The organism is Cupriavidus sp. DL-D2 (assembly GCF_039710735.1).
GTDB lineage: Bacteria > Pseudomonadota > Gammaproteobacteria > Burkholderiales > Burkholderiaceae > Cupriavidus.
The window spans coordinates 1-20,614 of the sequence record NZ_JBDKXK010000025.1 but is presented as its reverse complement, the minus strand read 5'-3'; the positions used below and the strand labels follow the sequence as shown (position 1 = coordinate 20,614).

Annotated in this window: 22 protein-coding genes; 11 read left to right on the top strand and 11 right to left on the bottom strand. The window is 63.3% G+C overall.

Going from position 1 to position 20,614, the window contains the following annotated elements; translation table 11 throughout:
- The first annotated feature begins 1 nt into the window (after position 1).
- Both arsC and arsH read left to right on the top strand, forming a co-directional pair.
- Positions 2-424: an arsenate reductase (glutaredoxin) gene (gene arsC, locus ABDB81_RS15610; RefSeq protein WP_346811963.1), complete on the top strand. Its 423-nt coding sequence runs from the start codon at positions 2-4 to the stop codon at positions 422-424.
- Entirely contained in the window at positions 421-1,185 is a 765-nt protein-coding gene (gene arsH, locus ABDB81_RS15605; protein ID WP_160473356.1) for an arsenical resistance protein ArsH, read from the top strand. The genes arsC and arsH overlap by 4 nt, the downstream gene beginning before the upstream one ends.
- A gap of 62 nt (positions 1,186-1,247) precedes the next feature.
- On the opposite strand, the gene ABDB81_RS15600 is transcribed toward arsH, so the two are convergent.
- Positions 1,248-2,495, bottom strand: a complete 1,248-nt coding sequence (locus ABDB81_RS15600; RefSeq protein WP_346811961.1) for an MFS transporter — start codon at positions 2,493-2,495, stop codon at positions 1,248-1,250.
- Between the two features lie 16 nt (positions 2,496-2,511).
- Positions 2,512-3,525, bottom strand: a complete 1,014-nt coding sequence (locus tag ABDB81_RS15595; RefSeq protein ID WP_137928605.1) for an aldo/keto reductase — start codon at positions 3,523-3,525, stop codon at positions 2,512-2,514.
- A 106-nt stretch (positions 3,526-3,631) separates the two neighbouring features.
- Here ABDB81_RS15595 and ABDB81_RS15590 point away from each other — a divergent pair, with 106 nt between their 5' ends.
- Positions 3,632-4,528 carry a LysR family transcriptional regulator gene (locus tag ABDB81_RS15590; RefSeq protein ID WP_346811959.1) on the top strand — a complete coding sequence of 299 codons (897 nt, stop codon included), beginning with the start codon at positions 3,632-3,634 and terminating at the stop codon, positions 4,526-4,528.
- 149 nt (positions 4,529-4,677) lie between these two features.
- Positions 4,678-5,103: a flagellar basal body rod protein FlgB gene (gene flgB / locus ABDB81_RS15585; protein WP_137928607.1), complete on the top strand. Its 426-nt coding sequence runs from the start codon at positions 4,678-4,680 to the stop codon at positions 5,101-5,103.
- Between the two features lie 23 nt (positions 5,104-5,126).
- Here the strand turns inward: flgB and ABDB81_RS15580 are convergent, their stop codons facing one another.
- The 4 genes from ABDB81_RS15580 to ABDB81_RS15565 all read right to left on the bottom strand — a co-directional run bounded on the left by ABDB81_RS15580 (position 5,127) and on the right by ABDB81_RS15565 (position 7,831).
- Complete coding sequence (locus ABDB81_RS15580; RefSeq protein WP_346811957.1) at positions 5,127-5,606, bottom strand: lecithin retinol acyltransferase family protein; 480 nt, start codon at positions 5,604-5,606, stop codon at positions 5,127-5,129.
- A 337-nt stretch (positions 5,607-5,943) separates the two neighbouring features.
- Positions 5,944-6,477, bottom strand: a complete 534-nt coding sequence (locus ABDB81_RS15575; protein WP_202126818.1) for a hypothetical protein — start codon at positions 6,475-6,477, stop codon at positions 5,944-5,946.
- A 10-nt stretch (positions 6,478-6,487) separates the two neighbouring features.
- A complete protein-coding gene (locus ABDB81_RS15570) occupies positions 6,488-7,312 on the bottom strand; it encodes a DUF2092 domain-containing protein (protein ID WP_346811949.1) in 825 nt (274 codons plus the stop codon).
- Positions 7,313-7,615: 303 nt separating this feature from the next.
- Entirely contained in the window at positions 7,616-7,831 is a 216-nt protein-coding gene (locus ABDB81_RS15565; protein ID WP_137928288.1) for a hypothetical protein, read from the bottom strand.
- Positions 7,832-8,141: 310 nt separating this feature from the next.
- Here ABDB81_RS15565 and ABDB81_RS15560 point away from each other — a divergent pair, with 310 nt between their 5' ends.
- The gene (locus tag ABDB81_RS15560; protein ID WP_346811947.1) at positions 8,142-8,510 is read left to right on the top strand and encodes a hypothetical protein; all 369 of its coding nucleotides are present in this window, start codon (positions 8,142-8,144) and stop codon (positions 8,508-8,510) included.
- Here ABDB81_RS15560 and ABDB81_RS15555 read toward each other — a convergent pair.
- Positions 8,494-9,408 carry a LysR substrate-binding domain-containing protein gene (locus ABDB81_RS15555; RefSeq protein WP_137928291.1) on the bottom strand — a complete coding sequence of 305 codons (915 nt, stop codon included), beginning with the start codon at positions 9,406-9,408 and terminating at the stop codon, positions 8,494-8,496. The genes ABDB81_RS15560 and ABDB81_RS15555 overlap by 17 nt on opposite strands.
- A 162-nt stretch (positions 9,409-9,570) precedes the next feature.
- Between ABDB81_RS15555 and ABDB81_RS15550 the strand changes: the two genes are divergently transcribed.
- The 3 genes from ABDB81_RS15550 to ABDB81_RS15540 all read left to right on the top strand — a co-directional run bounded on the left by ABDB81_RS15550 (position 9,571) and on the right by ABDB81_RS15540 (position 12,998).
- Positions 9,571-11,019 carry an amidase gene (locus ABDB81_RS15550; protein ID WP_346811945.1) on the top strand — a complete coding sequence of 483 codons (1,449 nt, stop codon included), beginning with the start codon at positions 9,571-9,573 and terminating at the stop codon, positions 11,017-11,019.
- Positions 11,020-11,043: 24 nt separating this feature from the next.
- A complete protein-coding gene (locus ABDB81_RS15545; RefSeq protein WP_346811943.1) occupies positions 11,044-12,033 on the top strand; it encodes a tripartite tricarboxylate transporter substrate binding protein in 990 nt (329 codons plus the stop codon).
- Between the two features lie 134 nt (positions 12,034-12,167).
- A complete protein-coding gene (locus ABDB81_RS15540) occupies positions 12,168-12,998 on the top strand; it encodes an alpha/beta hydrolase (protein WP_160473348.1) in 831 nt (276 codons plus the stop codon).
- Positions 12,999-13,105: 107 nt separating this feature from the next.
- Here the strand turns inward: ABDB81_RS15540 and ABDB81_RS15535 are convergent, their stop codons facing one another.
- From ABDB81_RS15535 to ABDB81_RS15525, 3 genes are all read right to left on the bottom strand, one after another.
- Positions 13,106-14,536 (bottom strand): PepSY domain-containing protein, encoded by a 1,431-nt coding sequence (locus tag ABDB81_RS15535; protein ID WP_346811942.1) that lies wholly within the window; start codon positions 14,534-14,536, stop codon positions 13,106-13,108.
- A gap of 160 nt (positions 14,537-14,696) precedes the next feature.
- The gene (locus tag ABDB81_RS15530) at positions 14,697-16,328 is read right to left on the bottom strand and encodes an ATP-binding protein (protein ID WP_346811940.1); all 1,632 of its coding nucleotides are present in this window, start codon (positions 16,326-16,328) and stop codon (positions 14,697-14,699) included.
- A 45-nt stretch (positions 16,329-16,373) separates the two neighbouring features.
- Complete coding sequence (locus ABDB81_RS15525; protein ID WP_137928282.1) at positions 16,374-17,048, bottom strand: esterase; 675 nt, start codon at positions 17,046-17,048, stop codon at positions 16,374-16,376.
- 234 nt (positions 17,049-17,282) lie between these two features.
- On the opposite strand from ABDB81_RS15525, the gene ABDB81_RS15520 reads away from it, so the two are divergent.
- The 3 genes from ABDB81_RS15520 to ABDB81_RS15510 all read left to right on the top strand — a co-directional run bounded on the left by ABDB81_RS15520 (position 17,283) and on the right by ABDB81_RS15510 (position 20,234).
- The gene (locus tag ABDB81_RS15520; protein WP_137928281.1) at positions 17,283-17,735 is read left to right on the top strand and encodes a hypothetical protein; all 453 of its coding nucleotides are present in this window, start codon (positions 17,283-17,285) and stop codon (positions 17,733-17,735) included.
- Positions 17,736-17,844: 109 nt separating this feature from the next.
- Positions 17,845-18,987, top strand: coding sequence for a 3-deoxy-7-phosphoheptulonate synthase (locus tag ABDB81_RS15515; RefSeq protein WP_346811938.1), 1,143 nt, complete (start codon positions 17,845-17,847; stop codon positions 18,985-18,987).
- A gap of 164 nt (positions 18,988-19,151) precedes the next feature.
- The gene (locus ABDB81_RS15510; protein WP_346811936.1) at positions 19,152-20,234 is read left to right on the top strand and encodes a porin; all 1,083 of its coding nucleotides are present in this window, start codon (positions 19,152-19,154) and stop codon (positions 20,232-20,234) included.
- Between the two features lie 125 nt (positions 20,235-20,359).
- Here ABDB81_RS15510 and ABDB81_RS15505 read toward each other — a convergent pair whose 3' ends face one another.
- Positions 20,360-20,497, bottom strand: coding sequence for an SDR family oxidoreductase (locus ABDB81_RS15505; protein ID WP_346812066.1), 138 nt, complete (start codon positions 20,495-20,497; stop codon positions 20,360-20,362).
- Between the last annotated feature and the right edge of the window lie 117 nt (positions 20,498-20,614).

The window sequence follows — 20,614 nt, the reverse complement described above, 5'->3', positions numbered from 1 at the left end:
CATGACCGTCACCATCTATCACAACCCGGCGTGCGGTACGTCGCGCAATACGCTGGCGATGATCCGCAATGCGGGCATCGAGCCGGTTGTTGTCGAGTATCTGAGCACGCCACCCGGCCGGCACACCTTGCAGGCGATGATCCGCGAAGCGGGCCTCACCGTTCGCGAAGCGATCCGCGAAAAGGGCACGCCCTACGCCGAACTCGGTCTCGCCGACCCGGCATTGACCGATGACCAGTTGCTCGACGCCATGCTGGCCCATCCGATCCTGATCAACCGCCCCTTCGTCGTGACCGAGCTTGGCGCGCGCTTGTGCCGGCCGTCCGAAGTCGTGCTGGACATCCTGCCGGCACCGCAGCAAGGCGCCTTCACCAAGGAAGACGGCGAGGCCGTGATTGACGCGCAAGGCCGGAAGATTCGATGATGGTCGATCTCCCCAACATCGTCCCGGCAGCGCTCGACACGCCCGACCTCCACAAGTTGGAATCCCAGCGTGTCAGCACGCATCCGCCGCGTATCCTGCTGCTCTATGGCTCGCTTCGCAAAACGTCCTACAGCCGCTTGCTCGTGCATGAAGCCGAACGGATTCTTCAGCACTTCGGCGCGGAAACCCGCGTATTCGATCCGTTTGAATTGCCCATGGCCGACAGCGTGCCCGCCGATCACCCCAAGGTGGTCGAGCTGCGCAAGCTCTCCGAATGGTCGGAAGGCCAGGTCTGGTGCAGCCCCGAGCGCCACGGCACGCTGACAGCGGTCTTCAAGAATCAGATCGACTGGCTGCCGCTGGAGATAGGCGGCATTCGTCCGACGCAGGGACGCACGCTGGCTGTGATGCAGGTGTGCGGCGGCTCGCAGTCGTTCAACGCCGTCAACGCGCTGCGCGTGCTGGGACGCTGGATGCGCATGGTGACGATTCCGAACCAGTCGTCGGTGGCCAAGGCATACCAGGAGTTCGATGCCGAGGGGCGCATGAAGCCGTCGCCCTACTATGACCGCGTGGTCGACGTCATGGAAGAACTCTACAAGTTCACGCTGCTGGTGCGGGACCGCAGCGACTATCTGACGGATCGCTATAGCGAACGCAAGGAAACCGCGTCCGCCCAGGCCACAACGCTCGCTGCGGCGGCCATGCGTCACGAGAACGACGCGCAAATTGGCGACACCGATAGCGGTGAAGTGGAATAACACGACCGGGGCTTGACGTACCACCTGCCCGCTGTGCCGGCCATGCCGGCACGGTTTCTGGGTCAGACGGGATAGGCCTCGCTCGGCCTGCCAACGACTGCACGCTTGCGTGAAATCAGCAGGAACAGCACAAGCCCGGCCAGCGTCAGCGCAAAACCCGCCCACACTGCGGACAGCAAGCCGTGTCCCTGCGCGATGACCTGCCCGCCGGCCCAGGCGCCAATGGCGTTCGCCACGTTGAGCGCTGCCAGGTTCATCGCGCCCATCAACGTCGGTGCATCGGGAGCGGCCTGGGTCAGCCGGACCTGGATGGTCGGGATGGCGACCATCATCGTGGCGCCCACCGCAAACAGACCGACCATCAGGACACCGGCGTTCTGCCCGCCTGTGGCCAGCAGCGCAAGGACGATCAACGCGCTACCGAAACCGGCTACCAGCCCCCGCGTGGGGTGACGGTCGGCCAGCCAGCCGCCGATGACATTGCCCGCCGTCATGCCCACGCCGAAGATGCCCAGCGCAACCGGAATCCAGCGCTCGCCAAGCCGCGCGCCATCGGTGACGAGGGGACCGATGAAGGTGTAGACAGCGAAGATGCTCGCCACGCCCAGGGCGGCCACGACCACCATCGCCCAGACGGCAGGGCGATTCAGCGCCCGAAGCTCCTGCAGCACCGGCCCACCATCCAGCGCACTGGAGCGCGGCACCCAGGCCCACAGCGCCAGCAGCGATAACAGGCCCAGTGCCGATACGGCCAGGTACGCATTGCGCCAGCCGAGGGTCTGTCCCATCAGCGTGGCCAGCGGCGACCCCACGATGGTGGCGACCGTCAGCCCCGTCATCACCAACGCAAAGGCCCGCCCACCCTGACCCGGCCCGACGATATAGGAGGCCACCACGGCCCCTGCCCCAAAGTAGGCCCCTTGCGGAATGCCACTCAGGAAGCGCGCCAGCGTGAAGCTGCCCAACCCCATCGCCACTGCCGACAGCACATTGCCAAGCACGAAGACGGCCATCAAGACCAGCAACAGGTGCTTGCGGTTCAGCTTGGCCGCCAGGATCGTCACAGCGGGCCCCCCGAGCACCACGCCCAGCGCATACGCCTCGATGGCGTGCGTGGCGGTGGTCAGGTCAATGTGCAGACTCGCGGCAAACTGCTGGAGCAGGCCCATGCTGGCAAATTCGGACGTACCGATCGAGAAGGTGCCGAGCGCCAGTGCCAGCAGCGTGAAGGTCTTGCGGCGGATCTGGCCAGCATCGGTGCAGTGCGTCTTCGTCGAGGCGCACTGGGTTTCGTAGGCTTGGTTGAGCATGACAGTCTTCCGTGTTTCAGATGCCGTGCGGCAGCGGCGCGTCGGGATGTACCAGTCCGGCCTGACGCAGTTCACGCCAGAAGTCGACGGGCACCTGTGCTTCCAGCGCTGCGCGGTCTTCGGCGATGCGTTCCGGCCGGCTGGCGCCTGGGATCACGGCTGCCACAGCCGGATGGGCCAGCGAGAACTGCAGGCCCGCAGCCTTCATCGTCACGTCGTGACGATCGGCAATCGACTTGATCGCCTGCACCCGCTCCAGGATCGCCGGTGTCGCCGGGGCGTACTCGAAATTGGGGCCGCCAACCAGCGCGCCCGAACTGTAGGGGCCGCCCACCACGATGCCCAGGCCGCGTGCCGCCACTTGCGGCATCACCCGCTGCAAGGCGCGCGAGTGATCCAGCAGCGTGTAGCGGCCGGCAAGCAGGAAGCCGTCCGGTTGCGCGCTTTGCAGGTCGAGCAGCAGTTCGATGGGCTCGACGCGGTTCACGCCCAGTCCCCAGGCGCGGATCACGCCCTCATCGCGCAGGCGGTCCAGCGCCTTGAAGGCGCCCTTGCGTGCAGTCTCGAACACGCCAAGCCACTCGTCGCCGTAGAAGTCCTGCGCCACGTCGTGCACCCACACGATGTCCAGCCGATCGGTCTTCAGACGCTTCAGGCTGTCCTCGATCGAGCGCAGCGTCGCGGCCTCGGAGTAATCGTTGACGATACGGTTGGCGCGGCCGTGCCGGAACACGTCGCCCTTCTCGCCCAGGTCTCGCGCGGTGACGTCCTCGACCTCGTCCAGCACCAGGCGGCCAACCTTGGTGGCCAGCACCAGGCTGTCGCGGTCGCGGCCCGCAAGCACGTCGCCCAGGCGCGCCTCCGCCAGGCCGGCACCGTAGAACGGCGCGGTATCGAAGAAGCGGATGCCGTCCTGCCACGCGGCATCGACGGTTGCCTGCGCCTCGGCTTCGGGAATGGCGCGGAACATGTTGCCCAGCGGTGCGGTGCCAAAGCCCAGGCGGCCAGGGATGAGGTTCTTGAGGGACATGGTGCTCTCCGTTCGGTGTTGGGATGAGCGAATCATCGGCGCCGGACAGTGATTCATCCAATTTAATTTCTATAATCCAGTTTTATTGCCAGCGATATATGTCGCGATGCGCTACGACCTGAACCTGCTACCGATCTTCGTGGCGCTGATGGAGGAGCGCAGCGTGACCCGCGCCGCCGACCGCCTGGGCATGACGCAAGCCGCACTGTCGAATGCGCTATCGCGCCTGCGCACCATGCTGCAGGACCCGCTGTTTATCCGTGAACGCTATGGCATGCGGCCCACTGCGAAGGCCGAGCAGCTCGCACCGGCGCTGACCCAGGCGCTGGCTGCGATGGATACGGTGGTACTCGGACAGCGGGCCTTCGACCCGTCAAGCGCCGACCAGATCATCACGATCGCGCCCAACAGCTACGTGGAATTCGTGCTGGTGCCCGCGCTGGTTGCGCGGCTCACTGCACTCGCGCCAGGCATCCAGATACGTCTGCTGCCCTTCGGCAACGACCTCGCGGAGACTGGGGTGACGTCAGGCACCACCGCGATGGTGCTGGGCCGCCTCAGCGATGCGCCGGACAATCTCGTGGTGCAACACATTGCGGATGACGGCCTGGCCTGCGTGGTGCGTGCCGATCATCCGACAATCGGCAGCCGAATCACAAAGACTCAGTACGAACGACTGAAACACGTCAACGTGCTGCCCCCGGGGCGGCTGCGCGCCGGACTCTTTCAGGCGCTGGACCGTCAGGGGCTCAAGCGGGAGGTGGTGGTGTCGGTCACCCACTTCGCGACCATCTCCGAGATTGTCGCGGTCACCGACTACTGCGCCACGCTTCCCCAGCTGATCTGCCGTCGCCTGGCCCACGACCCGCGCCTGAAGGTAGTGGCCGCGCCCGTGGATCTTGGAACCTTTCCGCTGCACATGGCATGGCACGTGCGCTATCGGCAGGACCCGGCGCACATCTGGCTGCGCACCGTGGTAGCTGACGTGGCGAGTTCGCTTTGATCGTTCGGACGCGCAGCGGCCAACGGTGTCCGCAGCGCCGAGATGTCAGACCGGTAATGTGAAACCCGCGCAAAGTCGCCTTAGTTCCACAAGGCAACCCGGGCACGCATGCACTACGCTTTGCCCATCGATGGACACCGAGTTACCGCATGGACGACGACTTTCACATTCCCCGCTATGCGCGGGGTGGGCCAAGCATTCACGAGGAGGCACTGCGGCTGCGCACGAAACGTCTGGAGGTGCTGGCGGCAAACGTGGCGAATGCCGACACACCGAACTACAAGGCCCGCGACATCAACTTCAGCCAGGCGCTCGAAGGGGCGATGGGCAACGGTCACCGCTTTCCGGGAATGACCACGACATCGGTCGCGCATCTACCGGCAACCCCGCCAGTCATCGAGGAAGACCTGCTTTACCGCGTGCCGCTGCAATCGAGCATGGACGGCAACACGGTGGAGATGGACACCGAGCGCGTGGCGTTTGCCGACAACATGGTGCGCATGCAGTTCTCGATCGACCGGACAGCCAGTAAATATCGGAACATGCTCAAGCTGTACCAGGACATGCGCCCCTGACAGGGAGGCCGAACGCTGCCGGCCTAGGCCGACGCTGTCAAACCGGCGGGTTCGCGCATGCAGCGCAGCAGCGCCATCAACATGCGCAGCCCGGCCCACGGGTTGCGCAGGCAACGATATACCTGTTCGCTGCGTGCCACGCCGGACACGCACCAGGCGCAGAAATGCTCGCAGTTATTGGTCAGAAGCTGGTATCTGTCTTCGCCCAGGCGCGACCGCGCACGGTCGGCCACTTCGTGGCCCGGATAGGCGGCTTCGGACTCGGGGCGAACCGTGACACCCACACCCGCGCCAAACCTGCGCAGGGAAATGTATTCGACCGGCCTGCACTTCGCGACACGATCAAACCCTCCGTAGTGAATGACCATGCCATTGCCTACATAGATGCCGTGGTGCAGATAGCCGTCGCGCGCGCTGGTCAGATGCGCGCCGACTCTGAGTTGGCGTGCCACGCCATTGGCCGCATCCCAGTCCTGAAGCAGATCGATATGTGAGGTGTCCATGGTTGCCGCTCAATCGATAGCCGACCAAACCGCCCGTCGATGTTCCATGTGCAAGGCGCAAAGCTTCACCCCTCCGGGCAAAAGTGCCTGGAAAAAACGTGGAACTGTCGTGGGATCTCTTGCGCTGGCGCACCAGTGAGGGCGCCGAGGCTGGCCAGCAGCTTGTGCCCGTGGCCTTGATTGAATAGTAGGAGTGCGGACCGCGAGAAACCATGCTACCGAGGATTCGCGCGATCCCTACATTGGCGTTGCCGGGCTATACCAGCGTATAGCCCGTGGGGCGACTCCTCTGTACCCTGCGTCGGCACAGGCACCCGTGTCGGGTGACCTGTCGATCTCAGTAAGGCGGATTGACCACCACGTATTGCGAACCCTGCGGTTGATACCAGGTGCCGCCGCATTGCTGGTAGACCATGCCGCCATAATTCACCGGCGCGCAGTTGGGAGGTACCGAACGGACCATCGAGCCGATCACGGCCGATGTCACGGCCACCGTCGCCGTGACAGCCGCAGCCGTTGCCACGGGATGGTAATCGTTGTCCCATCCGCAGCATCCGCCGTGGTTATCGACGTTCACATTGACGTTGCGATTGGAATTGACGTTGACGTTCCGGGTGGCGTTCACGCTGTTGACGCTGTTGCTGCGGACGTTGTTGGCGCGTGCGTCCGTACGGCTGTTGTTGATCCGGGCCCCACCGCCACCGCCGCCCCCTCCCGCCTGCGCAGCCATGTGTCCGCCGCCTCCGGCGCGTCCGCCTCCTCCATGACCGCCTCCGCCCGGGCGGGCTTCCGCCGGTGTCATGCCACCCCATGCCACAAGGACGAGCGCGATCGCGCAAACCATCGAGTGCTTCCCGAATGCGTATGTCATCGCGGGCTCCTTAGCGGGACTTCAGGGGAACGAACTCGGCGGGCCTGGCACCCTTCGGCGGCGTGAATGCGAACGTGGCATTGCCAAACTTCGGATTCAGATTCCACTTGTAGTACGTAATGGATTGCGGTCGTGCGTCATCCGCGCGGTTCGTGATGACCAGCTTGCGCGGCAGCGCGCGCGCGCCCGTGGAGATCCAGATCTGCCAGTCGAACTGGCCCTGCCGGAACGCATAGTGATCGCACAGGTCGCCAGCGATGAAATCCTGTCCCGCATTCATTGCCGATTGGATATTGTCCACCGGCGCCGCAGGCGTTCCCCACAGGAAGAGGTCCGCAGACGGCACCTCTATTCCGTAGCGCTCGCCTAATCGATCCACGAGTACATTGAGGTTGTCGCTGAACTGCGCCTGCGAGTAGTACTTCTGCTCGGGCTGGTACAGCGTCACCGTCTTGCCGTCGTAGATCAGGTCACGCTGCAGGCGCGCGCTGCGCATCGTTGCGCGCAGCTTGTTCGGTCGCACGACATCGAGATCCGCAATGGCGGTGTGCTGCAACTTCTGACCATCCTGCAGCACGCGCTCGCCAGTCAGGCTGATACCGACCTCGAACTGCTTGAGCGCTTGCAGGCTCGCCCCCATGTCCTGCAGTGCCTTGATGACCGCCGGGTCCACCGCGTTGGCGTCGGGCCCGGAGGTCTGGGCCTGCGCCGGCTTCTGGGCCGCTGCCGTAGCGGTTGCGGGCGATTGCTGCGGCGCACCCGTGGTGGACGGTGGAGCGCTGCTGCAGGCCGTCAGCGCGACGGCGAGCAGACCCATTACCAATAAGCGAGCCATGAGAACACTCCAGACGATGTTTTGCAGTGGGTTGCAGGCCGCGCCGATCCCGGCAGCTACCTACCCTCGAACCCGCACCGATGCTCCCGGCCGGAATCCCCCACGAATACTTCCAGCTACGCGGGGCGGGCGGAAGTGAATGATTCCGTCAGGAGTGAATACTTGTTTCGAGAAAACGCAGCCGATGTATCGCAATAGGCACCGCCCACAAGCAAAAGTACTGCGTAGACTGCACGCGCTGTTTTTCCGGGGAAGTGTGGCTGGGCTACGGGACTGCGCCTGCAGGGTCTGGACTCCCGCGTCTCACTCTCCGTCGCGCAGCACAACATGCGTCGACGACTCGATCGTGTTGCCGTTCAATTGCACGAGGCCTCGCGCGATCATCGCGTCGATGCTGTACCACGGTATCAACTCCTCACGACGGCTTGAGGCGTTGTAGACGCGAACGTATCCCGTGAATTGATGGGAGAAAGCCGATGTCTGCAGTCTCACGTCGTGACCGGCGCGCAGACTCTCCATGACCATCTTCTGGCGTTTCGTGAGCTGGTCCGGCCTTTTCACTGGTGGTCGTGCCATCGTTGCCGTCCCGGCATTGTCCAATCAATGAGAGTACCGAGATGCGCTGCGCCCACAATACCTCAGTTGGGGGTTTTAGCAGCCCGGACGCCAGTCTTTCATGAGTCCTGCGCATACTGGCATGGCGACCGTTGCGTAACGCTTCTTTGATTCGGTGAAGACAGCATGAAGACCATGGCTTTCACTGGCTTCATCGCGGTCACACCGGTGATGAGGAGCATGCAGGATCGACTATCGAATCCCTTTGGACACGATGTTTATCCTCGACCTCCTCGCATATCTTTTTATCCTGCTGGCGCTGGCCAGTGTTCCCACCGCGCTGTACTTCCTGATTCTTCCGGGCAAAGGCAGGTTGCCCTGGCTTCGCCGCCTCTATTGGCTTGGTTGTATCTGCCTGTTCTTTCTAGGCGGATATCCCATGTATTTTCTGGCGGCCGAAGGCACTGGAGGCGCGCTGTTTGGTATGGCCATGGGAGTATTTCTGCTTGGTGCGGTGATGACACTGCTTGGTGTTGTCGCCAAGGCCATCTATGCGGGTGTACAGCAAGATAGAAAACGCTCGATGTCCGTTCGTAACCGTTCACGATCCTCCGCGCAAGGCACCCCTAACTCCCCTCCTTGACCAACCGCTCCCGCAAGAACCCCAGGAACGTCCCAACACCCTCCGGCAACACGCGCCCTGCCAGCGTCTGCAATTCGATGACGCGGCTGCTCATGCCCTTCTCGCGGATGGCCGCCGCATGCAGTTCGCCGCGACGCAATCGGTCCCCCACCGTGACGGCGCCCGAGATCGACAGGCCGCCGCCGTGCAATACGAAACTCGTCAGGGTCTCGAAGTGATTCGTGACCAGTACCGGATCGAAGTGGATACCGCGCTCGCTGCAGGCGATGTCGAACAGTTGGCGCACGGTGTTGTCGCCCTCGGGTAGCGCAATCGGATGCGCCTGCATCTGCAACAGCGAAATGCTGCGGAAGCGCGCCAATGGATGATCGGGCCGCATGATGGCGATGACCGGCGCGGGCAACCGGTGCTCCACGCGTATGCCGTGGCCTGCCGCACGGCTGTAGGTGATGCCGATATCCGCATCCCCATGCAGCACGATGTTCGTGACTTCCGATGGCGGTGCCACGCGCACATGGAAATGCAGTCCCGGATAGTTCTCCCGAAACGCTGCAATGGCGCGCGGCAGGAACTCGATGGCAAAGCCTGCGGACGTGGCAATCCGCACGCGTCCGCGACGCAGCCCCTGCAATGCAGCAATTTCCGTGACAACCCGATCCGCGTCGAGCGCGCCGCGTAGCGCAAACGCCGCTAGCAGTTCGCCCGCTGCGCTTGGCACCATGCCGCGCGGGCGGCGGTCGAACAACGGCACGCCGAGCACCTCCTCCAGCACCGCCACCTGACGGCTCACGGCCGACACCGTGACGTTGAGCCGCTTGGCGGCGTCGGTCAGCGACCCGCTCCTGACCACTTCCAGGAAATACCGCAGCGATGTGTCCTGCAGGCGTTGCGACAACAGCATCTGGTCCCCTTTGAAAAAGCGCGCGCAGCGAACCCGGCGGTCCGCTTTGCGTTTTATGCAACGATATCTGCAAAAATCAGCGATTGTCGGAAACCCACTATGGCTCGTATGCTTTTTGCAACAAGACTTGCCCACTGATTGCCCACTCAGGATCGCGCCATGCCGTCCACGCTGAATCCCATCGTCGAACTCGATGCCGTCGCCTTGTCGCGCACCATCCATGCGCGCGAGGTGTCCTGCGTCGAAGTCCTCGACGCCTATCTCGCCCAGATCGATCACCACAATCCGCGCATCAACGCCATCGTCGCGCAAGCCGACCGCCAAGCCCTGCACGCACTGGCATCGGAACGCGATGACGAACTGCGCCGCGGCAACAGTCGCGGGCCGCTCCATGGCATGCCGCAGGCGCCCAAGGACATCATGCCGGCCGCAGGGATGGTGACCACCAAGGGTTCGCCGATCTTCGCGGGCCAGGTCAGCCCGACCGACGCCGTGATCTACGAGCGCATGCGGGCGGGCGGCGCGCTGTTCGTCGGCCGCACCAATTCGCCGGAGTTCGGCCTGGGTGGTCATACCTACAACCCCGTGTATGGCACCACGCGCAATGCGTGGGAGCCTTCGCGCTCGGCGGGCGGAAGCAGCGGCGGCGCGGCGGTGGCCGTGGCGCTGCATATGCTGCCCGTGGCAGACGGGTCCGACATGATGGGATCGTTGCGTACGCCTGCTGCCTTCAACCATGTGTATGGATTGCGCACGTCGTTCGGCACGGTGCCGCATGGTCCCGGCGACGAAGTGTTCTTCCAGCAGTTCAGCGTCGCGGGGCCGATGGCGCGCAACGTGCCGGACCTCGCGCTGCTGCTGTCGGTGCAGGCGGGGTTCGACGCGCGCCTGCCGCTGACCCGGCGCACCGATTCATCCGAGGGCTACACCTTGCCCCTCGTCCGCGAATGGAAAGGCACGCGCATTGGCTGGCTCGGCAATCTGGGCGGACAGTTGCCCATGGACCCGGGACTGCTCGACACCTGCGCGGCATCGCTCGCGCACTTCCGCAGCATCGGCTGCATCGTGGAAGACGCACAGCCGGCATTCGATCTCGAAGCGCTGTGGCACGCGTGGATCGATCTGCGCAGTTTTTCCGTCGCGGGTGCCAACAAGGCGCTCTGGGACGATCCGGCCAAACGCGCGATGCTCAAGCCCGAAGCGGCGTGGGAGATCGAGCGCGGACTTGCGCTGACTGGCAACCGCATCTACGAGGCCATGCGCATCCGCAGCGCGTGGTATCAGGCGCTGCGTGCGTTGTTCGAGCAATACGACTATCTGGTGATGCCCGCGACGCAGGTCTTTCCGTTCGATGCGAATTGGGACTGGCCGCACGCCATCGATGGTCGCGACATGGATACCTATCATCGCTGGATGCAGGCTGTCATCCCCGCCACGATGGCGGGGCTGCCCGCACTCGCCGCGCCGGCTGGCTTTGGCGCAAACGGTTTGCCTGCCGGCATCCAGATCATCGGTCCCGCACAGACCGACTTTGCCGTGCTGCAACTGGGCCACGCCTATGACCAGGCCGGTGGCTTCTCTCAAGTCCGCAGCCCGTTGCTGCGCTGAAGTCTCAAAATCGAACTCACTGCCATGAGGACCTTGCCCCCTATGAAGCCGCTTCTCGCATGCGTTGGACTGACGATGGCACTGTGCGCGCCCCACTCTGGTGCGCAATCGTCGCCCTATCCCGACAAGCCGATCCGGCTCATCGTGCCTTTTGCTGCGGGCGGCGCCACCGATGTGCTGGGGCGATTGCTGGCGGTCGGCCTCGGCCAGAAACTGGGCCAATCGGTAGTGGTGGAGAACAAGCCCGGCGCCAGCACGATCGTGGGCGCGACGCAGGTTGCAAGGTCCGCCCCCGATGGCTACACGCTGCTGCTCGCCGCGAGCACCACGCTCACACTGAATCCTGCCATCCGTTCCAACCTGGCCTATGACCCAATCAAGAGCTTTACGCCGATCGGACTGGTCGCGGACATGAGCCTTGTGCTGGTGGCCAATCCCGATACGCACCTGAACTCCGTCAAGGATCTGGCGACGCAAAGCCAGGCGCAACCGGACAAGTTCTCGTATGGTTCGTTCGGCAGTGGCTCTTCCGTGCATTTCGGCGCGGAGATGCTGAAATCCACGGCGGGCATCCGCATGGTGCACGTGCCCTTCAACGGCAGCGCGCCGAGCCTCACCGCACTGGTAGGCGGACAGGTACAAGTGGCAGTGGATACCGTGGTGGCCAGCCTCCCGCTTATCAAGGCTGGCAAGATCAAGCCGCTCGCGGTGCTGTCCGCGCAACGCCTTCCCGCGCTGCCGCAAGTGCCGACGGTTGCGGAGAGCGGTTATCCCGGCTTCCAGATGGGCACATGGTTCGCGCTGATGGCGCCTGCGGGATTACCCGCACCCGTGCAGCAGAAGCTGGAGAAGGCACTGGCCGAGGTAGCCACCGCGCCCGCCACGCAGGCACGCATGGTGGAACTTGCCCTCACGCCCGCCTATGGCAACGGCGCCGCCGTGCAGGCGCGCGTGGAGCGGGAACTTCCCGGCATGCGGGCCGTGGCAGCACGCGCCGAAATACGGGCGGAGTAATCCCCGCAGTCCCCTCGAAAAATTCCAGCCAGATCTTTGCTTCGATCCTACAGTGGTGGTTGGCCCGGGCGCGGCACGCCGGGCCAGCAGTTCGTCAACGAATGCCCGATGGGCACCAACATGGAGAAGCGAACATGGGATATGTCACAACGAAGGACGGCGTCGAGATTTTCTACAAGGATTGGGGCCCGCGCGACGCGCAAGTGATCTTCTTCCATCACGGCTGGCCGCTCAGTGCCGACGACTGGGACGCCCAGATGCTGTTCTTCCTTGCCAACGGCTATCGCGTGATCGCCCATGACCGCCGTGGACATGGACGCTCCAGCCAGGTCTGGGACGGACACGACATGGACCACTACGCCGACGACGTGGCAGCCGTGGTCAAGCACCTCGACGTAAAGAAAGCCGTACATGTGGGCCACTCCACAGGCGGTGGCGAAGTGATCCACTACGTGGCGCGCCATGGCGAAGAACGCGTGGCCAAGGCCGTGCTCGTCAGCGCCGTGCCGCCGCTGATGGTGAAGACCGAAGCCAATCCGGGGGGCCTGCCCAAGGATGTATTCGACGGCTTCCAGTCCCAGCTTGCCGCGAATCGCGCTCAGTTCTATCTCGACATTCCGACCGGCCCGTTCTACGGCTATAACCGGCCCGGCGTGCAGGCGTCCGAAGGCGTGATCCGCAACTGGTGGCGGCAAGGCATGATGGGCAGCGCCAAGGCGCACTACGACGGCATCGTCGCCTTCTCGCAAACGGACTTCACCGAAGACCTGAAACGCGCCACCGTGCCCGTGCTGGTCATGCACGGTGACGACGACCAGATCGTGCCGTATGCCGATTCCGCACCGCTCTCGGCAAAGCTGCTGAAGAACGGCACCCTCAAAACGTATCCGGGATTCCCGCACGGCATGCCGACCACACACGCCGATACGATCAACAAGGATTTGCTGGCGTTTGTGCGGGGGTAGGTTTGGTTGACAGCGAGTAGTGCTGAGGCCCGCTTCGATGTTGGAGCGGGCTTTTTGTATTGCGCTCAGAGGTAAAGGTTGTCATATCGACCTTACCGCGCCCCGCATCACGCAGCCAGATTTCCCGACGGTGCCGGCGGCACGCCGTTGCCTCGCGCCACCTTGCGATCGATGCACCAGACCACGAGCAGGGTCACACCCATCATCGGGAAGATCACGCCGAGCAATCCGAGTCCGATCACCCACGCGCGCATGGGCGGCAGGACCGAGGGGTAAGACGGCGCGGCAAGCTGGCGGGCTGGCTTTCGGCGCATCCACATGATGCCGCCCGTGACGGCGAGTGCCATGAGACCCATGGAAATCGCCGCGCAAATAATCTGGTTCGCCATCCCGAAATAGCGGCCCATGTGAAGCGCCGTGCCGTAGGACACGGCCTTGGCGACTGCGCCATAGTCGTCGAACCGGATGTCGCGCACGACCTCGGCGCTGTGCTGGTCGATATGCAGGGTGCGTTCTCCTTGCGGATCGCCGGGGAAGCAGGAGACGGTGTAGACAGCGTGCGCCGTCGCCGGTAGTGCAACCTGACACCCTTGCACGGCGCCACGCTGCGTGGCGATATCCACGACTTGTGCGAGGCCGATGCCGCTGTGTCCGGACGAACCTGCGGGCACAGGAAGTTGGCCCGTTGCCCAAGGCAGTTCACCCAGCGGAAGATCGTCCATCTTCTGCGCCTGTGCACCATGACCAGCATGTTCGCCGTGATGTTGATGCGCCGTGCTGGCCGGTGCATGCTGGTGCGAGTTCTGTCCCGCAGCCGGTCGCCCGAGGTTCGCGGCGGTGGTAATCGCCTTGAATTGCTGCCCCCACAAGGCCGTCCACGGCAATCCCGACAGCACGAAGGCAAGCGCGCCAAGCGCGAGCCAACCGCCCAGCAGCAGATGGATTTCCTTCCACCAGCCACGCTTGCCAGTCGCCTTTTTCAGTGTGAACGCGCGCAAACCCGACTGACGCCATCGCGGCCACCACATCGCCAGGCCCGTCGCGATCATCACCAGTGTCCAGCAGCCGGCAAGCTCCATGAGGAACTCTCCCGGCTTGCCCACCAGCAAGGCGCGATGAATCATTCGCACCTGCTTCATCAAACGATCTTCCACGCTCAAACTGCCGAGAAGATCGCCTGAGTACGGATTCATGTACAGGCTTTCGCTCTTGCCCGATGGCAGCCGAAAGATGAACTCGGCACTCGCGTCCGGACGCGTTCCAATGGCATAGCTCGTCGCAATTGCCCCCGCCGGCGCTGCCGCCCGGGCGCGATTGAGCAGCGCGTCGGCGGTCATCGGCTGGCCGGCAGGCTCGACCTTGAGCAAGGTCGGATAGAGCAGCGGCTCGATCTGCGGCTGAAAACAATAGATCGTGCCGGTGATGGCCAGCACGATCAGGAACGGCATGACGAACAGGCCGGCATAGAAATGCCAGCGCCATAGCATGCGATAGGCGGAGGCTGCGCTAGCGCAGGACGGCGGAACGGGTTGACTCATCTATGGGAACGCGGGGCGACTTGTCCGGGAAGGATACGCTGCCAGGCATTCCGTGCCATGCGACGGAATGTCACATCGCCGATGGCGACACGACGGTTCAGGCGCGTGACGGGTGAGACGGGTGAGACGGGCCGACGATGCAGTCGGCCCGAACATTTCACTAGCCTCCAGGCTCGATGGCGCGAAACTGGGCGCACAGCCGGAACACCTCTTCGGATAGCGCCTGCTGTTTCGCCTTGCCGTAGCGGGTGGCGAGTTTCATCAGTTCCTTGATGTCACGCCCGCTCGCCTTCGGATAGGCGGCGGTCAACGCCTCCACCAGTTCATCGCCCAGCGTGGCGCCGCACTGGTTGGCTTGCAGGTGCCACAGGCGCGCCGCATCCTCCTTATCCGGCGTCTCGTACTGGATGGTGGCAATGCAACGCGACAGAATGGCGTCGTCCACATCACCGGTACGGTTGGTGGTCATGAACAGCAGGCCGCTGAAATACTCCAGCGTGCGCAAGAACTCCGCAACGATGGCGTTGTGCTCCAGGTCGTTGTCGCGGCGGCGGATGTAGACATCGGCCTCGTCGAGCAACAGCACCGCATTCCAGCGCATGGCCCGGCGCAATATCTCCATGAGGCTCGCACCGACCGATGCGGCCGTGGTACCCAATTGTCCGGAATGCACACGGTAGAGCGGCCTGCGGACAACTTCCGCGTACACCTCGGCGGTCAATGTCTTGCCAAGACCCGGCGCGCCCTGGCAGAGGATGGTCGTGCCACCCGATTTGCCCGGCACGAAATCCTGTACCAGCACGTCCATATGCGAGGTCAGGATGTCGATCAAGTCCCGGTGATGGTCCGGCAGCACCAGCTTGTCACGCAGTTCGGGCCGGTACTGATACTCGCTCAGGTGCTGCACGTGCACCCAGATATTCCGGTGCCATTCCAGATGGAACAGGTGTACGTAGCCGTGTAACGGCATTCTCTCGAAGCCAGTAGCAACGCCAGCCCTGCGCCAGAACTCGGCGTCGCATGTCACTTCGAAGCGGCGCTCGAGCCGTTCCTCGTCGTTGATGCAGCGAGCCGCCACGCCTTCGCCCAGGCGAGCCAGCGCGACGGTGCCCTTGCCTTCGACGGTGAAGGCGGCCCCTGCCGCGATGTATTGCGCACCGAAGCTGCGCTGATAGCGCACGAAGCGTTGCGCGTGTCGTTCGTATTCCTGCCGGAATTCCGCGCATTCCTTGAAGAAGCCGAAATCCGCGAGGAGTTGCGGAATGGTACGGTCCACGATCTCGTCACGCGTGACGATGATCGAAGTGGTCATGCCTCCCCTGCGACGTGCCGGGTCGGTCAGCTCCGAGTTGGCGGACAGCATGGTGTTCGCCAATAGGTCGATGGCCACGTAGGACATGCCCTGCTCGGGCTCGACATGACGAATGCGATGAACCAGCCACGGCAGCAGTACGCCATCGCGGCTGCGCTGATACAGCCAGCCATCGATGACATCGCGCGACAGGTAGGCGACAAGGCCCGCCACCAGCATCTCCAGGCCGGGAATGGTGCGCGCCTGCGGCGCGTTATAGACGTTGTCCAGCGCCAGCATCTGGAACGTCAGTTCGCGCGCGTTCTGCGCCTTGCTCAGCGTATAGAGCGAATTCAGCGACTGTGCGTCAAACAGGCGCGCCGACACTGACATGCTGCCGTGACAGATGCCGTGCTCCTTGAGCTGCCGGGCCAACGGGGACTCGGCTTCAACCATGGCAAGCAGCGGGTGGATCAGGGACTGCGGAATCTCGATGTTCATGGGTTGCACTCCGTTAGCAGCAAATCCCAGGGCTGGTGCCGAACGCTATGTCAGGAAAAAGCGGATGGCCTCGGCCACGATCGGCGGCTGGATCGCATGCGTGCCGTTGAATTCGACATATTCGACGTCGTAACCGGCAGCCCTTAGCTTGGCGGCATTGGGGCGACCGCTTGTCTGCACGGGCAACTGCTCGTCAACCAGCCCATGCGCAATGAAGACCTTGGGCGAACCCTCCTGCATGAAAACGGACATGAACCCGCCGGAGAAAGCGATGACGTGGCTGGCGATATCGCCATTGGTGATGCCTATCGAAAGCGCGTAGCTCGCGCCATCCGAAAAGCCCGCGAACGCTAGGCGGTCGCGGCGAATCCGGTAGCGAGCCGAGACCGCGACCAGCGCCTGCTGCAGCTTCTCCAGATCGGGGCCATTGCCGCCAATGACGATGTCCCATGTAGGAAAAGTCGAATGCGGCGCCAGCACCAGGAAGCCATGCGCGTCGGCATGCGGCTCGATAAACGGCAACACTTTTTCTGGAAAGCCGCCCGCGCCGTGAAACATCACCAGCAATGGCACGGGGTCCGAGCCCAGGCCCGCCGGAACGTACAGGATGGCATCGCGCTCGTCGGCAATGTGAAGCGCGTGACGGCCCGGGGGCAACGGGTCCTGCGACGGCTCGGCATGCGCAAAAGTCATCCGGCCCAGCAGAGAAGGATCGAACATGGCAGCGGCAGCGTGAAATGGTGGTATGTAATATATCACCGTTCTTGTGCATGTGGCGTATCGCGTCTCTGTTCGCGACAGCGCGTAGCGAGAGACGCTCTCGTCCTTTTCGTCCTTGCCCGCAAGCCGATAGGCACTGTATATTTATACAGTTATCGTTGCCGCCGGGCATGCTGACTGGTGAAGCCAGCCTCGCGCGGTGTCCGTTTTCTCTTCTACCTCGAAAAGCCAATCATGTTCGTGGACCGCTCCGAAATCATCAACGCCGCCAAGGCACTGCGCGCCAGCCAGGAAGAAGCCCGGTACAGCAAACTCGTCGCGCTTGCGAACAAGCAGCTCAAGGCCATGCAGACTGCAATCCAGAAGGGCAAGGAAGAGTTCGAGACCCGACTGGTACTCGACATCAACGAAGAGAATCCGCAAGCCGCGCTGGAACCGCGCGCGCATCGGCTAGCCAACGACCTCAGATCGCAGGGCTACACCGCAACGGTGACTACGTTTGCCGAGGTCAGCACCGACCGCAAGGACTGGACACCGAATATCACGGTCGTCATCGGTCTCGGTCTGGGCGATGTGGTTTCCGAAGTGGACAACGTGACAGATGCCGCCAAGGTGGAAGCGGAAAGCACGGTGACCAACAAGCCGGAGGTCGCGTGGGCTCGCGAAGCGGTCACTGAAGTGGCCTGACAGCCGGCGGGCAATCCGGGAGAAGGCCCCGCATCGATCGGCTACTGCTCCTGAGCTAGACTCTCCCTCCTGACCCGCCGCATTTTTCAAGATCATCAGGAGTGTCGCCATGAATACCCCACAACACACACTGCCCGCCGTCACCGACGGCAGGCTGGCGCCGCCCGATTGCACCGGGCTCACGGATGATGCGCATGTGGAAGACATCATTCCCCTGCCTCCGCCCGAACACCTGATCCGCTTCTTTCCCATTCATGGCACGCCTGTGGAATCGCTGGTCACCCAGACGCGCCAGCGCATTGCGCGCATTCTGCACCGCGAGGATGACCGGCTGCTGGTCATCATGGGACCCTGTTCGATTCACGATCCGCAGGCAGCGCTGGAATATGCGAAGCGATTGATGGCGCAGCGTCGGCACTACGCCGACACGCTGGAAGTCGTGATGCGCGTGTACTTCGAAAAGCCACGCACCACGGTGGGCTGGAAGGGGCTCATCAACGATCCGTACCTGGATGAAAGCTATCGCATCGACGAAGGTCTTCGCATCGCGCGCAATCTTCTGGTCGATATCAATCGCCTCGGATTGCCGGCAGCCGGCGAGTTCCTCGACGTGATTTCGCCGCAGTACATCGGCGACCTGATTTCCTGGGGCGCGATTGGTGCGCGGACGACCGAGAGCCAGATTCACCGTGAATTGGCGTCAGGCATCTCGGCGCCCATCGGCTTCAAGAACGGCACCGACGGCAATATCAAGATCGCCATCGACGCAATTCAGGCTGCGTCGCGTCCCCACCATTTCCTGGGCGTACACAAGAACGGCCAGGTGGCAACCGTGCACACTCGTGGCAATCCAGACTGCCACGTCATTCTTCGCGGCGGCAAGGCACCCAATTACGATGCGGATTCCGTCGCCATCGCGTGCCGGGAACTCGAAGCTGCAGGCCTGCGCAGTTCTCTGATGGTCGATTGCAGTCACGCCAACAGCAGCAAGCAACATCAGCGGCAGATCGACGTCGCGAAAGACGTGGCGCTGCAGGTCGGCAGTGGCAGCCAAGCCGTCTTCGGTGTCATGGTCGAAAGCCATCTGCTCGCTGGCGCGCAGAAATTCACGCCGGGCCAGCATGACCCGCAATCGTTGACATACGGACAGAGCATCACGGACGCATGCATCGGGTGGGACGACTCCGCAGCAGTGCTCGAGGAACTCAGCAAGGCCGTCGAGACACGCCGCGGACTGAATCAGAAATCGTAGCCGCCCATTAAAAGCCAGCGCAGAGTCCATCTGACGAGCAGGAATGTCGCGACGTGCCGTCAGCGTCATTCCTGTAATGGATTCGCCATCTCATAGCAATTCGACGATTTCTATACTCGCGCCTCAATTAACAAGCGAAAAAACGCTTCATTTGAGGAGAGACAATGACATTTCGTCGCGCCCCCGTTCGTCATGCCATCGCTGCGGGTGCGGTTGGCTTGCTGGCCGGCACCGCTCACGCGCAATCCAGCGTCACGCTCTATGGCGTGGCGGACGCGGGTATCGAGTACCTCAGCAACGTGCCGTCCGCTTCGGGCGGCTCCAGCCAGGTGCGCCTGACCTCCGGCAACATGTCGACGTCCCGCTGGGGCATTCGGGGCGTGGAGGACCTCGGCGGCGGACTGAAGGCCATCTTCGAACTGGAAAGCGGTATTGCGTTCGACACCGGCGCGCAGAACAACAGCAGCCGCCTGTTCGATCGAGGCGCGTTCGTGGGACTCGGCAGCAAGTACGGCACGGTGACGCTAGGCCGCCAGACCACGCCCACCTACGACACCGGCCTGCAACTGGACCCGATGGGCTTTGCGCCGCGCTACTCGCTGTACAAGAGCGATGACGTACTGGCCGGCCGCGCCGACAACGCGGTCAAGTATCGCGGCAAGTTCGGCGGCCTGACGGCCACCGCGCTGTACAGCACGGGCCGTACCGGTGCCGGCGAAGTACCGGGCAACTACAAGGTCGACCGCAACATCGGCGCCTCGGTGCTGTATGAAGCCGGCGCGCTGATGGTGGGCGCCGCCTACGACGAATTCCAGGGCACCACCGTCGCCACTGCCGACCGCACCGACCGCCGCGCGCTGATCGGCGCGAACTATGCCTTCGGTGCGGCCCGCGCGTTCGTGGGTTACCGCTGGTACAACGGCAACGTCGGCACGCTGCCGAACAATGGCTCGAACCTCTACTGGGCCGGCCTGCGCTATGCCCTGAGCCCCGCCCTGTCGCTAGCTGGCGCGGCGTACTACACCGACACGCGCAATTCCAGCGCCGATCCGATCATGTTCGTCGCCTCGGCCGACTACGCATTCTCGAAGCGGACCGATGTCTACATGAACGTTGGCTACGCACTGAACCGTGGCAATTCCCAACTGGGCATGAACGGCTTCAACTCGACAACCGGCAGCCCGACCAACGTGGTGCCGGGCAAGGATCAGACGGGCGTGGTGATGGGCGTGCGCCACAAGTTCTGATCATCCGCACGTGTCAGTACACCTGCGGATGTAGAGCATCGACACTCTCTCGGTCAACCCGAGCGAGCTTTTCAAGCCTCGATTTTGCGTCGAGGCTTTTTTTCGATCCATCGAACAATAGCTGCCTACAGTGTAAGTCCGCCATCGATCGTGATGCTCGTGCCCGTCACGTATCCGGCATCGTCACCCACGAGGTAGACGATCAGCCCCGCAATCTCCGACGGCTGGCCAACACGCTTGAGCGGGCTCATCCCTGCGAGCATGTCAATGGCGCCAGCATTCAAATCTGCGGGTGTCAGGCGCCCAGGAAAGCCAGCAGGTCGGCGTTGACCTGGTCGGCGTGCGTCACGCACATGCCGTGCGGCGCGCCCGGGTAGATC

What these genes read in the sequence shown, in the direction of transcription:
- arsC (WP_346811963.1), top strand. Translation starts at nt 2, where the DNA reads ATGACCGTCACCATCTATCACAACCCGGCGTGCGGTACGTCGCGCAAT.
- arsH (WP_160473356.1), top strand. Translation starts at nt 421, where the DNA reads ATGATGGTCGATCTCCCCAACATCGTCCCGGCAGCGCTCGACACGCCC.
- ABDB81_RS15600 (WP_346811961.1), bottom strand. Translation starts at nt 2,495, where the DNA reads ATGCTCAACCAAGCCTACGAAACCCAGTGCGCCTCGACGAAGACGCAC.
- ABDB81_RS15595 (WP_137928605.1), bottom strand. Translation starts at nt 3,525, where the DNA reads ATGTCCCTCAAGAACCTCATCCCTGGCCGCCTGGGCTTTGGCACCGCA.
- ABDB81_RS15590 (WP_346811959.1), top strand. Translation starts at nt 3,632, where the DNA reads ATGCGCTACGACCTGAACCTGCTACCGATCTTCGTGGCGCTGATGGAG.
- flgB (WP_137928607.1), top strand. Translation starts at nt 4,678, where the DNA reads ATGGACGACGACTTTCACATTCCCCGCTATGCGCGGGGTGGGCCAAGC.
- ABDB81_RS15580 (WP_346811957.1), bottom strand. Translation starts at nt 5,606, where the DNA reads ATGGACACCTCACATATCGATCTGCTTCAGGACTGGGATGCGGCCAAT.
- ABDB81_RS15575 (WP_202126818.1), bottom strand. Translation starts at nt 6,477, where the DNA reads ATGACATACGCATTCGGGAAGCACTCGATGGTTTGCGCGATCGCGCTC.
- ABDB81_RS15570 (WP_346811949.1), bottom strand. Translation starts at nt 7,312, where the DNA reads ATGGCTCGCTTATTGGTAATGGGTCTGCTCGCCGTCGCGCTGACGGCC.
- ABDB81_RS15565 (WP_137928288.1), bottom strand. Translation starts at nt 7,831, where the DNA reads ATGGAGAGTCTGCGCGCCGGTCACGACGTGAGACTGCAGACATCGGCT.
- ABDB81_RS15560 (WP_346811947.1), top strand. Translation starts at nt 8,142, where the DNA reads ATGTTTATCCTCGACCTCCTCGCATATCTTTTTATCCTGCTGGCGCTG.
- ABDB81_RS15550 (WP_346811945.1), top strand. Translation starts at nt 9,571, where the DNA reads ATGCCGTCCACGCTGAATCCCATCGTCGAACTCGATGCCGTCGCCTTG.
- ABDB81_RS15545 (WP_346811943.1), top strand. Translation starts at nt 11,044, where the DNA reads ATGAGGACCTTGCCCCCTATGAAGCCGCTTCTCGCATGCGTTGGACTG.
- ABDB81_RS15540 (WP_160473348.1), top strand. Translation starts at nt 12,168, where the DNA reads ATGGGATATGTCACAACGAAGGACGGCGTCGAGATTTTCTACAAGGAT.
- ABDB81_RS15535 (WP_346811942.1), bottom strand. Translation starts at nt 14,536, where the DNA reads ATGAGTCAACCCGTTCCGCCGTCCTGCGCTAGCGCAGCCTCCGCCTAT.
- ABDB81_RS15530 (WP_346811940.1), bottom strand. Translation starts at nt 16,328, where the DNA reads ATGAACATCGAGATTCCGCAGTCCCTGATCCACCCGCTGCTTGCCATG.
- ABDB81_RS15525 (WP_137928282.1), bottom strand. Translation starts at nt 17,048, where the DNA reads ATGTTCGATCCTTCTCTGCTGGGCCGGATGACTTTTGCGCATGCCGAG.
- ABDB81_RS15520 (WP_137928281.1), top strand. Translation starts at nt 17,283, where the DNA reads ATGTTCGTGGACCGCTCCGAAATCATCAACGCCGCCAAGGCACTGCGC.
- ABDB81_RS15515 (WP_346811938.1), top strand. Translation starts at nt 17,845, where the DNA reads ATGAATACCCCACAACACACACTGCCCGCCGTCACCGACGGCAGGCTG.
- ABDB81_RS15510 (WP_346811936.1), top strand. Translation starts at nt 19,152, where the DNA reads ATGACATTTCGTCGCGCCCCCGTTCGTCATGCCATCGCTGCGGGTGCG.
- ABDB81_RS15505 (WP_346812066.1), bottom strand. Translation starts at nt 20,497, where the DNA reads ATGCTCGCAGGGATGAGCCCGCTCAAGCGTGTTGGCCAGCCGTCGGAG.